The 777-nt window shown below is 47.6% G+C and carries 1 protein-coding gene; it reads left to right on the forward strand.

Annotated elements, in window-relative coordinates:
• Window positions 1-774, forward strand: a 774-nt coding sequence (locus tag ACTHS3_RS16280; RefSeq protein WP_440368543.1) for an inorganic phosphate transporter, incomplete at its 5' end; no start/stop codon positions are given.
• Window positions 775-777: the final 3 nt, after the last annotated feature.

Here is a 777-nt window from a genome sequence, read left to right on the forward strand (position 1 = left end):
GAAGAATTGCAGTCTGAGTATTATCGCGGTCTGCACCGCTTTGACAGCCGTAAGGGCGAAGTAGATTCTTATAAAGCCCTGCATTCCTGGGTGCCGTTTATCGCTTCTGTCGGCGGCATGATGATTGCGGCCATGTTGATTTTCAAAGGTCTGAAAAATCTGCATTTGGGTATGAGCAATGTCAACAGCTTCCTGACCATTTTCATGATCGGCGCGGCTATTTGGATGGGTACGTTTGTATTTGCCAAAAGTTTAAAACGCAAAGATTTGGATAAATCGACTTTCCAAATGTTCTCATGGATGCAGGTATTTACTGCTTGCGGTTTTGCATTCAGCCATGGTGCGAACGATATTGCCAATGCGATTGGTCCGTTTGCCGCGATTATGGATGTATTGCGTACCAACAGCATTACCGCTCAAAACGCTGTGCCTCCGATTGCCATGTTGACTTTCGGTATCGCTTTGATCGTCGGCTTGTGGTTTGTCGGTAAAGAAGTGATTAAAACCGTAGGCACCAGCTTGGCAGAAATGCACCCCGCGTCAGGCTTCTCAGCAGAGCTTTCTGCTGCCGCCGTCGTGATGGCTGCATCATTTATGGGCTTGCCTGTTTCCAGTACCCATATCTTGGTGGGTGCAGTTTTGGGTATCGGTTTGGTTAACCGCAATGCCAACTGGAAATTGATGAAACCGATCGGCCTTGCTTGGGTAATTACCTTGCCTGCCGCTGCCGTTTTGTCTGTTGTCAGCTATTTGGTTTTGCAAGCCGTGTTTTAATTG

Source organism: Neisseria sp. P0009.S007 (genome assembly GCF_051962515.1).